Source organism: Cryobacterium sp. Hh7, from assembly GCF_004403155.1.
Taxonomy (GTDB): domain Bacteria; phylum Actinomycetota; class Actinomycetes; order Actinomycetales; family Microbacteriaceae; genus Cryobacterium; species Cryobacterium levicorallinum.
The window spans coordinates 133,029-143,341 of the sequence record NZ_SOHG01000018.1 but is presented as its reverse complement, the minus strand read 5'-3'; the positions used below and the strand labels follow the sequence as shown (position 1 = coordinate 143,341).

Annotated in this window: 9 protein-coding genes; 5 read left to right on the top strand and 4 right to left on the bottom strand. The window is 66.9% G+C overall.

Features of this window, described 5'->3' with window-relative positions; translation table 11 throughout:
- Positions 1 to 268: 268 nt before the first annotated feature.
- A complete protein-coding gene (locus E3T43_RS07665; RefSeq protein ID WP_134471951.1) occupies positions 269 to 541 on the top strand; it encodes a type II toxin-antitoxin system PemK/MazF family toxin in 273 nt (90 codons plus the stop codon).
- A gap of 29 nt (positions 542 to 570) precedes the next feature.
- Here the strand turns inward: E3T43_RS07665 and E3T43_RS07660 are convergent, their stop codons facing one another.
- From E3T43_RS07660 to E3T43_RS07645, 4 genes are read right to left on the bottom strand one after another with little or no spacing between them, the layout of a single operon-like run.
- Positions 571 to 1,341 carry an alpha/beta fold hydrolase gene (locus E3T43_RS07660; protein ID WP_134471950.1) on the bottom strand — a complete coding sequence of 257 codons (771 nt, stop codon included), beginning with the start codon at positions 1,339 to 1,341 and terminating at the stop codon, positions 571 to 573.
- Positions 1,342 to 1,343: 2 nt separating this feature from the next.
- Entirely contained in the window at positions 1,344 to 1,673 is a 330-nt protein-coding gene (locus tag E3T43_RS07655) for a biotin/lipoyl-containing protein (protein ID WP_134443380.1), read from the bottom strand.
- The gene (locus E3T43_RS07650) at positions 1,666 to 2,748 is read right to left on the bottom strand and encodes an alpha-ketoacid dehydrogenase subunit beta (protein WP_134471949.1); all 1,083 of its coding nucleotides are present in this window, start codon (positions 2,746 to 2,748) and stop codon (positions 1,666 to 1,668) included. Before E3T43_RS07650 ends, E3T43_RS07655 begins: the two co-directional genes overlap by 8 nt.
- Positions 2,741 to 3,814, bottom strand: a complete 1,074-nt coding sequence (locus E3T43_RS07645) for a thiamine pyrophosphate-dependent enzyme (RefSeq protein ID WP_134471961.1) — start codon at positions 3,812 to 3,814, stop codon at positions 2,741 to 2,743. The genes E3T43_RS07650 and E3T43_RS07645 overlap by 8 nt, the downstream gene beginning before the upstream one ends.
- A 236-nt stretch (positions 3,815 to 4,050) precedes the next feature.
- On the opposite strand from E3T43_RS07645, the gene E3T43_RS07640 reads away from it, so the two are divergent.
- The 4 genes from E3T43_RS07640 (at position 4,051) to E3T43_RS07625 (ending at position 10,292) form a co-directional block, all read left to right on the top strand.
- Complete coding sequence (locus tag E3T43_RS07640; RefSeq protein WP_134471948.1) at positions 4,051 to 4,566, top strand: Lrp/AsnC family transcriptional regulator; 516 nt, start codon at positions 4,051 to 4,053, stop codon at positions 4,564 to 4,566.
- A gap of 185 nt (positions 4,567 to 4,751) precedes the next feature.
- A complete protein-coding gene (locus tag E3T43_RS07635) occupies positions 4,752 to 8,210 on the top strand; it encodes a DEAD/DEAH box helicase (protein WP_134471947.1) in 3,459 nt (1,152 codons plus the stop codon).
- A gap of 169 nt (positions 8,211 to 8,379) precedes the next feature.
- A complete protein-coding gene (locus E3T43_RS07630; protein ID WP_134471946.1) occupies positions 8,380 to 9,702 on the top strand; it encodes a glycosyltransferase 87 family protein in 1,323 nt (440 codons plus the stop codon).
- The gene (locus tag E3T43_RS07625; protein ID WP_134443384.1) at positions 9,699 to 10,292 is read left to right on the top strand and encodes a histidine phosphatase family protein; all 594 of its coding nucleotides are present in this window, start codon (positions 9,699 to 9,701) and stop codon (positions 10,290 to 10,292) included. The genes E3T43_RS07630 and E3T43_RS07625 overlap by 4 nt, the downstream gene beginning before the upstream one ends.
- Positions 10,293 to 10,313 lie beyond the last annotated feature (21 nt).

Below are 10,313 nucleotides of genomic sequence, written 5' to 3'. Positions count from 1 at the left end.
GAAGAAAAGTTAGGTCATACAAAACCCAGCCGCCAAAACCCGAGTTGACCAGCACTTCTGGAACTCTGACCGAGGCTAGCTAGGAAACTCCCGCTAGCGGCGCTGACCGGTGATGGACTGTCCCGCTCGGAGGCCGCTCGGATGGCGATCATGGAGTCTGAACGTACTCACCGCCGCGCTCGACTCCGGGCCGAGTCCGAAGCGTTCCGGAACGATCCGGAAGACGTCGCCGCTTCTCGCGAACTTGCGGCCGAGCTGGACGCTCTTCGTGCGTGGCGACCTCTACCGCCTGAAGACGCCGAGTGACCCTCGTGGACACGAGCAAACTGGGGTGCGGTTCGCTGTGGTCCTGCAGTCCGACGACGCGAGGCGTCATTTCGCCCCCAAGGTCGAAATCAACGGCACGAAGTCCAGAGTGTTGGTCGAGCAACTGACAGCGGTCAATCAGGAAATCCGGCTGGGTGAGTTCGCCGGTCGTTTGAATGGCTCGAAAATGCCCGCCATAGACGCGGCTCTGCAGAACCTGCTGGGTCTGGACTGACCACTAGTTGCGGGGGTCGGGCCGTTCCGCTACGACTGGTAGCGACCGAGAAACTCGATCGCGGCCTGCTTGAAGGCCCGTGAGCTCACCGCGTTCATATGGGTACGGGCCGGCAGCCACAACACTTCGGAGCAGGCGGCGAGCGCCGCGAGCTCGGCCGTGCCGGTCGCGAGCACGTCGCGGTCGCCGGTGACGAAGAGAAGGGGCCGAGACGGAACGGATGCGCCCGGCTCGAACCGCTCAGCCTTGATCGCGGCGACCAGCCGCAGCAGGGCCGGGGCGTTCGAGCCCGGAGCGAGCTGCATCAGGGTCATCAGTGAGGCGGTCGACTCGTGCGCGATCGCGCTGGAATCCGACAGAAACAGGGCGGCTGCTTCGAGGTCGAAGTCGGCGAGCGGGTCCTCGGCGCTCATGCCGCCGAGCACCGCGCGATTAACCAGGTCGGGCCGCTCGGCGGCGAGTTCCCAGACCAGGCGCGAGCCGAGCGAGTACCCGACCAGGTCGACACCGGATGCGGGCTGGCCGGCCTCGCGGGGCCGGGCGCCGGCCAGGGTGAGCACCTCGAGAACCGCCGCGCGCAGGCGGCTGGGGGCGTACGCATCCGTTTCGGCCGGTGCAGCGCTTACGCCGTGACCGAGCAGATCGATGGTGATGACGCGCCGGCCGGCGCTCACGAGGTCACGCACCCACCCGGTCGCCTCCCAGTTGAGGGCGGTGGAGGAGGCGAAGCCGTGCACGAGCAGCACCGGGGCAAGGCCCGCGTCGAGTTCGGGTTCGTGCTGGCGCCAACTGGTGAGCATGTCTAGTCCTCGTCGAGAACGGCGGTCAGGCGCACGCGGCGTTTCGGCGCGGCCTCTGCCGGCACAGTGCCGACGATGCCGGCCGAGTCGTCGGCGACCGTGAAGGTGATCAACGGTGTATCGACGAGCACCCTGTCGCCGGGCTCGCCGTGCAGCGTGAGCACGATACCGGCGATCGGTGACGGCAATTCCACCGACGACTTCGTCGTTTCAACCTCGACGAATGGCTGGTTGCGTTCGACTTGGTCACCCACCGTGACGAGCCATTCGAGCACGGTCGCCTCGAGCAGTCCCTCACCGAGGTCGGGCAGGGGAAAAGAGATTTCAGCCACGGCGGTACTCCAATACTCGCTGAACTCCGAAGAGAATTCGATCAATGTTCGGGATGTACTCGTCCTCCAGATCGCCAGACGGGTACGGCACGTCGAAGCCGGTCACGCGCTCGACCGGCGCCCGCAGCGTGTCGAAGCAGCTCTGCGAGACGAGCGCGGCGACCTCGGCACCGAGGCCAATGGTGCGCGGCCCCTCGTGCACGACGATGGCCCGACGCGTGCGTGAAACGGATGCCGCCAGCCCCGCTTCGTCGATCGGCTTCAGCCAGCGCAGATCGAGCACCTCGAGTTCGATGCCATCTTCCGCGGCCAACTCCGCGACCTGGAGGCAGCGGGAGACCATTGAGCCCCACGCGATGAGGGTCGCGTGCTTGCCCGGACGGGCGATCACCGAGCCCTCGCGGGAGGCGCGGCCGGTGAGCGGGCCATCCGTCCCCCCGAAGATGCCATCACCGACCACGTTGTCGACAAGGTTGACCCCGGCCTTGTTCCAGTAGCGCGCCTTGGGCTCCATGAAGATGACCGGGTCGGGCATCGAGACGGCGTGCTTGAGCAGGTGATAGGCCTGCTGCGGGTTGGCCGGCGACACGACCTTGAGTCCGGGCACGTGCGCGAACAGCGATTCGAGACTCTCACCGTGGTGTTCGGGGGCGCGGATGCCGCCAAAGCTCGGCACCCGCAGCGTCACCGGCATCGGCAGGCGTCCGCGGCTGCGATAGTTCATGCGGGCCAGCTGCGTGATGATCTGGTTGACGGCCGGGTAGGCGAAGCCGTCGAACTGCACCTCGGGGATCGGGTGAAAACCGGCCATGGCCAGCCCAATCGCGGTGCCGAGAATGCCAGACTCGGCGAGCGGGGTGTCAAAGACCCGGTTCGCGCCGAAGCGCTGCTGCAGCCCGTCGGTGACCCGAAAAACTCCGCCGAGCACGCCGACGTCTTCGCCGAAAATGAGGGCGCGCTCATCCGCTTCGAGAATCTCACCGAGCGCGCGGTTAATGGCCTGCTGCATGGAGAGCTGCAGGAGCGGGGTCTCCCGTACACGTTCAAGGACGGCGCCGTTCATAGACTCAGACATGCTCGGATTCCTCTCTCCACTGGCGCGCCTGGGCGCCGAGCGTCGGGGTTGGTTCTTGAAAAACGAAGTCGAACATTTCGCTTCCGGGCCGGCTTTCGAGGGCCACGACACCGTCGCGAATCTCGTCGGCACGCGCCTGGGCGTCGGCGTCAGCCACGGCGAAGAAGGCAGAGTCAGCCACGTTGTCGGCCAGCAGCACCGCGCGAAACCGGCTGAGCGGATCTTCGCCGCCGTCGGTTTTCTCGTCCTCGAGGGTGCGGTAGCGACCGGGGTCGTCGCTCGTGGAGTGCGGACCGCGCCGGTAGGTCATCGCCTCGACCACGACCGGGCCGAGGCCCGCGCGCGCGTGGGCGACCGCGCGTCGGGTGGCGTCCAGCACGGCGAGCACGTCGTTGCCGTCGACCTGCACGGCTGGCATGCCGTAGCCGACGGCGCGTGCGGCCACCGAGCCGCCGGCCACCTGCTGTTCGGTCGGCACCGAGATGGCCCAGCCGTTGTTTTGCACGAAGAACACCACCGGCGCCTTCAGAATGGCGGCGAAGTTCATCGCCTCGTGCACGTCACCCTGCGAGCTCGCGCCGTCGCCGAGAAAAGCCAGGCCCACGCCGAGGCCGGTTGTTGAAACGGATGCCGCACCGCCCGTTGCCGCAGCCGTCCCGTTCAGCGCCTGGCCGTTCAGGGTCTGCCCGTGCGCCCAGCCCACCGCGTGCAGAACGGATCCGCCGACAACCGCTTGAAAGGGCGCGAAGTGGGTGGCCCCGGGGTCGTAGAGCCCGCCGTGCCAGATCGCTTTGTGGGTCGACATGTACTCGACCATGTTCACGCCGACCGTGTAGGCCACGCCCATCTCACGGTAGGTCGGAAAGATGAAGTCCCGGGTCTTATCGACGCCGAAGCCGGCACCGACCTGGGCTGCCTCCTGGCCGAGCATCGGCGCGTAACCGGGAATGAGACCCTGGCGCTGCCACGCCACGGCATCGCGGTCGAGCTGACGCACGTTCGCCAGCATCCGATACAGGTCGCGCAGCTGATCCGGGGTGAGGTCGCCGACATCCGCACTCTGCATCTGCCCTGAACGCAGGGGAAGGGTGTCGAGGGCGTGAGTCGCCATGCTGGCTCCTTCTGATCGTTGACTGGGCGGGCTACAGCAAAGTTAGTGACTTTGCCGAGCGTCTGCCACAGTGACCATTTGAAGTGCACACTCTGTGAATAATTGTGTGTATTTTCAACGAAACACCATACAGTTGGTACACCCCCCCGCTCGGCAACGATGCCCGACCGGACCACCGAAAGGTCACGCTCATGGATGTCGACTCGCTGGATGCTCGACTCGTCACACTGTTCTGCGAGCGGCCGAAGCTCTCGGTGCTCGAGGCCTCACGGCGGCTCAAGGTGGCCAGGGCAACCGTGCAGGCCAGGCTCGACCGGCTAATGAGCCGCGGGGTGATCAAATCCTGGGCGCCGACCCTGAACCCGAGCGAGTTCGGCTACCCGGTCACCGCCTACTGTTCGCTCACCGTGCGGCAGGACTCCGGCCACGCGGTTGTCGTTGCGGCTCTCGTGAAGATTCCCGAGATTCTGGAGTTGCACACGGTCTCCGGCGACAGCGACATGCTCGCCCGGGTCGTCGCCCGGTCGAACGCCGACGTGCAGCGCGTGCTCGACCTCATCGTCGCCACTCAAACGGTCGTGCGCTCCTCGAGCGTGATCGTGCTGCAGACCCACATCGAGGCGCAGGCCCTGGCCCTACTGCAGGCCACTGCCGCCGGCACTCTCTCCACTCCTGGCACGCCGGTGCAGCCCGTCGATCGTGGCTAATTCAGGATAATTTCGGCGAGCGATCCCGCGGCTCCCGAACCAATGCGACGCAACTCCCCCCGGCTCAGGAAATTTCCTGAATTAGCCACCAGGCAGCCCCGTGAGACACCACGCTGAGCTGAGCCGCTCAGGCTCGCGTGAGACAATAAGGGTTGGTCCCTTTTTCTTACGGAGCTCCCTCACCTATGGCCCATTCCCTCAGCACTCACGAGATCGCCCGCATCGTCGGCAGCCAGTCGTTCTCGCGCGGTGAACGGTACGCCCGCAACGGACACGTCACCGAACAGTCCTGGGCCCCGTCGGGAACACACCTCACCGGACGCGTCAGCGGCACCAGTACCCAGCCGTACACCGTGCTGGTCTCGTTCACCCTCAATGCGGCCGGCCAGGCCGTTCGAGCCAGCGGAACGTGCACCTGCCCGATGGCCAGCAACTGCAAGCACGTCGCCGCCCTGCTGCTGGCAAGCCGCAGCACGCCCGCGGAGCTGAATGCCGAGCGCGCGGCGTCCAACGTGCGTGCCATCGGCGACCGCCGCACCCCCGTCTTCGAGTCGACCTTCGTGCCGGCCGCGTATCAGCCGTCCACCCCGGCCCCCGTCGTTCCCATTCGCCCGCCGGTCCCGGCCTGGCGCGCCGCCCTGGCCCCGCTCGCGAAGCCGAGCGGCGCCGAGACGGTCACGAGCACGGCCCTCGCGCTGCAATTCGACCTGCTTGATCCCGCCTACAGCCCGAACCGCCGCACCGGGCCTCGCCGCCTCGGCGCACGCCCCATGGTGATGGGCAAGAAGGGCAAGTGGATCCGCGGCTCCCTCACCTGGGACAACCTGTCCTGGACTCCCGGCACCTACAACCGTGGCCACCGCAAAATCCTGAACGCCCTCTACGCCCTCTCGGCCACCGGGCAGCGTTATTACAGCTATACCGACCACTGGCTCTACCTCGACAACTTCGAGAACAAGGCCCTCTGGGATCTGCTGCACGAGGCCCAGCTGAGCGGTCTGCCACTCGTCTGCGCAACGGATGCCCAGAATCCCGTCCTCCTCTCTCCCACGCCCGCCTCGCTCGAGGTCGACATTCGGCGGGACGATGACGGCCTGCAGCTGACCCCCTTGCTCGTGTTGAACGAGAAGCTGCACCGCGGCTCCGAATTCGGTTTTCTCGGCGATCCGGCGCACGGCGCCTACACCTGGACCGCCCCGGCCGACCCGCTCGCGACCGGCAATCAGCTCATCCTCGCCCCGCTGACTGCCACGGTGAACTCCGAGATCCGCGCCCTGGCCGTGACCGGCGGCTTCGATATTCCGGCCGACGACGAGGTGGCCTTTCTCACCGACTTCTACCCCTTTCTTCAGCAAAAACTCGTGCTGACCAGCCATGACGCATCGTTTGAGCTGCCCAAGACCGCTCGCCCCCAACTCGCCCTCACGATCACGCACCAAACGGATGCCCGCATCACCCTGGCCTGGGAGTGGCAGTACGTCGCGCCCACCGACCAGGCCGCAGCCGTCCCGACCGACGCCGTCGAAATAGAGCCCGCCCCCGTGCTCTACCGCCACCCGCTGCGCCCGACACCCAACGACACCCGCTTTCGCGACGCGACCCGCGAGGGCGACACGCTGCGAGACGTCGAACGCGCCATCAGCTCGTTCGAGCAGCTCTGGCAGCCGGCAACCCCGATCAGTGCGGCCCGTTTGCTCGAGCACGCCGAGCTGCAGGGCGCCGTCATGATCACCTTCCTCGGTGAAGCCGTACCCCGGCTCGCGGAAGATGGCGTCATCGTGCAGGTCTCCGCTGACGCGCCAAGCTATCGCGAGGCCGACGAAGCGCCCGTGATCAGCCTGGCCACCACCGAGAGCACCGATACCCGCGACTGGTTCGACCTCGCCGTCACCGTGTCGATCGAGGGCGAAGACATTCCCTTCGACGACCTGTTTCGGGCACTAGCCACCGATCAGGACCTGATGATCCTCGACAGCGGAACCTATTTCAGCCTCGACCGGCCCGAGCTGCAGCAGCTGCGCCGCCTGATCGAAGAGGCCCGTGGCCTGCAGGAGAGCAACGCCGGCGCTCTCGGCCTCAGCCGCTTTCAGGCCGACCTCTGGGACGAACTACAGCTTCTCGGCGTGGTCGCCGAACAGGCCGCGACCTGGCGCAGCGCCGTCGAGGGCCTCGCCGCCCTTCAGGGTCTGGCGGAAGCCGCTCCCATCGCCGAACGCCCGCTCCCGCCGGCCGTGCACGCCACCCTGCGCGCCTACCAGCAGACCGGGTTCGACTGGCTCAGCTTTCTCTACGACCACCAGCTCGGCGGCGTACTCGCCGACGACATGGGGCTCGGCAAGACCCTGCAGGCGATCGCCCTGATCGCCCACGCCCGGGACAGCGAACGCGCGCAGCCGGGCACCGTGCGCAAGCCGTTCCTCGTCGTCGCGCCCACGAGCGTCGTCTCCAACTGGGCCACCGAGTGCGCCCGGTTCGCTCCCGACCTGGCGACAGCAGCCATCACCCAGACCGCCGGAAAGCGCGGCTCCAGCCTGCAGGACGTGATGGGTGAAGCGGATGTCGTGATCACCTCGTACACGCTTTTTCGCCTCGACTTCGAGGAATACAACGCCCAGGACTGGGCCGGACTGCTGCTCGACGAGGCCCAGTTCGTGAAGAACCACCAAAGCAAGGCGCACGTCTGCGCCCGCCGGCTGCGCACCCCGTTCAAGCTCGCCATCACCGGCACGCCGATGGAAAACAACCTGATGGAGTTGTGGTCGCTGCTCTCCATCACCGCGCCCGGCCTGTTCCCGAGCCCGAGCCGCTTCGCCGACTACTACCGCAAGCCCATTGAAACGGATGCCGACGGTGAGCGGCTCACGCAGCTGCGCCGCCGCATCCGTCCCTTCATGCTGCGCCGCACCAAAGCCCAGGTGGCGAGCGACCTGCCCGAGAAGCAGGAGCAGGTGCTGGAACTCGACCTGCACCCGCGGCACCGCAAGGTCTACGACATGCACCTGGCCCGGGAACGCCAGAAGGTGCTCGGCCTGATCGAGGACATGAACGCGAACCGGTTCGAGATCTTTCGCTCGCTCACCATGCTGCGCCAGCTCAGCCTCGATGCGAGCCTGTACGACAAGAAGTACGACAGCGTTCCCTCGACCAAGCTCGACGCCCTGCTTGAGCTGCTCGAAGACACCGTCGCCGAGGGCCACCGCACCCTCATCTTCAGCCAGTTCACCCAGTACCTCGGCAAGGCGCGGGACCGGCTCGACGCGGCCGGCATCAGCTACTCCTACCTCGACGGCAAGACCCGCAACCGAGCCAAGGCCATCAGCGACTTCAAGGAGGGCTCGAGTTCGGTCTTCCTGATCAGCCTCAAGGCCGGCGGATTCGGCCTCAACCTCACCGAGGCCGACTACGTTATCCTGCTCGACCCGTGGTGGAACCCGGCGACCGAGGCACAGGCGGTCGACCGCGTACACCGCATCGGCCAGACCAAGAACGTCATGGTCTACCGATTGGTGTCGAAGGACACCATCGAGGAGAAGGTCATGGCCCTCAAAGCCACCAAGGCCCGCCTGTTCGAGAGCGTTATGACCGATGGCGCCCCGGCCGGCACCGCCCTGACCGCCGCCGACATCCGAGAGCTCCTCGCCTAAACCCCTCCACCCCCTGCGGTCGGGGCCCGGGCCCGGAAAGCGGGCCCATGATAGATCATGGGCCCGCTTCCACAACCTGGGCCCGGGGGATGACCACCCGTCACCAGAAGTTCACTCGCCACCCCTAGACTGCCCGCGACTCCCCACCCCGCGCTGCAGAAACGGTGACATGTCTAGAACCTTCGATTGGATCGACGCCCGCCTCGCCACGGCGCTCACCCCGAGCCGCCGTCTCACCCTGCAACGACCGCGCACTCTGGCCCTGGGGTTCCTGGGCCTGCACGCGGTCTTTCTCGTCGCGCTGCTCCCGACCATCCTCACCGGCCGAGTGCTCGGTGATCTCCCGCTCTACCGACAATGGGCCGAACTCGGCCTGGGCAACGGTTTCTGGCAGGGCCTCGACGTGGCCTGGGTGTATCCGATCGGGGCCATGCTGCCGATCGCGTTCGCCGGCATCGCCGGGCCGCTGCTCTACCAATTGCTCTGGTTTCTGATGACGGCAGCGCTCAATGCCGTCGCCGTCGGAGCCCTGACCGATTGGGGACGCCGCCGCAGCGGCTACAAGCCGGCCTGGTACTGGTTGCTGTGCTCGTTCCTGCTGAGCCCGGTCGGGCTGTTACGCCTGGAAGGAGTCACCGCACCGATCGTCATCGTCGGACTCGTGCTGCTCGCGCGTCGACCGGTCATCGCCGCGCTCCTGCTGGCCCTCGCCACCTGGATCAAGGTCTGGCCGGCCGCCGTTTTCCTCGCGGTCGTCACGGTATCGTCGCGAAAACTGACGATGGTCCTGACCGGAGCGGCGTTGTCGGCGGGGGTGGCGGCATCCGTTTGGCTGCTCGATGCTGCGCAGTTTCTCACCGGATTCGTCACCGAACAGACCGACCGTGCGCTGCAGCTCGAGGCTCCGGTCACGACTCCGTGGGTGTGGCTGGCCTCGCTCGGCCAGCACGACACGCTCATCTACGAAAACTTTGCCATCGCGACCCGCGAGGTGAGCGGCCCCGGGGCCGGTCTCGTCGCCTCCCTGATGACCCCGGTCATGTTCGGTGCCATCGCGGCGATCTTCGTGCTGATGGTCATTGCTCAACGTCGACAAGCGGATGCCGCCGAGCTGCTGCTGCTCGGTTCCCTGGCCCTGGTCAGCGCCTTCATCGTCTTCAACAAGGTCGGGTCGCCGCAATACATGCTCTGGCTGGTGCCGATCGTCGCGGTCGGCGTCGGCCGCAGCTGGGCGGCCTGGCGGGTGCCCGCCGTGCTGATGCTGGCCATTTCAGCCCTGACGACGTTGATCTTTCCAATCTTCTACCTGCCCCTGATCGACGGCAACCTATTTTCGCTGCTGCTGCTCACGACGCGCAACGGGCTGCTCGTCGCACTCGGCGGCTGGTCCATCGTCGCGCTCGCACGGTCGGCCCACACCGCACCGCGGAGCGAGGCCGCCGCCGGCGCGCGGCGCGCACTCCCAGTCGGCCAAGGCAGAATAGACGGGTGACCACGACGACGACCTTCGCCCTCATCCGCCACGGCCAGACCGATTGGAACGCCGCCGCGCGCATCCAGGGCGCCACCGATATCCCGCTGAATGACGTGGGGCGCGGTCAGGCAGCGGATGCCGTCGCTCCCCTGAAACGCTACGACTGGGATTTCATCGTCTCGTCCCCGCTCTCCCGCGCTGCGGAAACCGCCGACCTGATCGGCGAGCGGCTCGGCCTCGACACGGCCCGCCGCCTCCCGGCACTGATCGAGCGCAACTACGGGCCGGCCGAGGGTTTGAGCGCTGGCGCCGAACTCGAAGCCCTGCGTTTTCCCGGCGGGTTCCACGGTGCCGAGACCGAACAAGCCGTCGCCGCGCGCGGCATCGATGCCCTGCGCGACCTCGCCCGCGAGCACCCTGGAGCGCGCATCATTGTGGTCGCGCACGGCACGCTCATTCGTTTGAGCCTCGAAAACGCGCTCGACCAGCCCATCGGCAGCATTACGAACGCCTCGCTCAACGTCGTGCAGCACCACCACACACACGCTGATGGATCGACCGCCTGGCAGCTCGACGTTCTGAACGGCGAGCCGCTCGTACGCGCCTGATCGCGCCCGAAGTATCACCGC